We start from the raw sequence: 611 nt of genomic DNA, 5'->3' as shown, positions 1-611 counted from the left end.
TTGATGAGCAGCAAGCTTGGGTAGAAGCCATGTTCGCTGACATCCCTAATCATCAATTAAGTGGTAAATCGATTAACGTATCGATTGGGACTGAAGACAGCACCGGAATTTTGGTTCAAATTGAGCCCATCAAAGAGTTTCGCAAACTCATTCTCACCTTCCCTATGCCGGGAATGGATAAACACTACGGCGTGAAGCCTCTCTCTTATTTCGCTCATTTGTTAGGTTACGAAGGCGAAGGGAGCTTGATGCTGCAACTGAAAAGCAAAGGCTGGATCACTTCCCTATCAGCCGGCGGCGGGGCAAGTGGCAGCAACTATCGTGATTTTACGGTCAGTTGTACACTCACACCAGAAGGGTTAGACCACGTAGATGACATCATTCAAGCTGTCTTCCAATATCTAACCATGATCAAACAAGACGGAATTAATGAGTGGCGCTACCTAGAGAAGCAAGCAGTATTGGAGTCTGCATTCCGCTTTCAAGAACCTTCACGCCCTCTCGATTTAGTTAGCCATTTAGTCATCAATATGCAGCATTATCAGCCGCACGATATTATCTATGGCGACTACAAAATGTCGGGCTATGATGAAGATCTGCAACGTTCTCTG

At 45.7% G+C, this 611-nt stretch carries 1 protein-coding gene; it reads left to right on the top strand.

The genetic code is table 11. The annotated features are described in order from the left end of the window. A partial coding sequence (locus R7O13_RS28595) for an insulinase family protein (RefSeq protein WP_318305425.1) occupies positions 1-611 on the top strand: 611 nt, incomplete at both ends.

This window comes from Vibrio sp. Y176, assembly GCF_033438945.1.
Note: the sequence above shows the minus strand (reverse complement) of the source record. Positions and strands in the feature narration are given on the sequence as shown.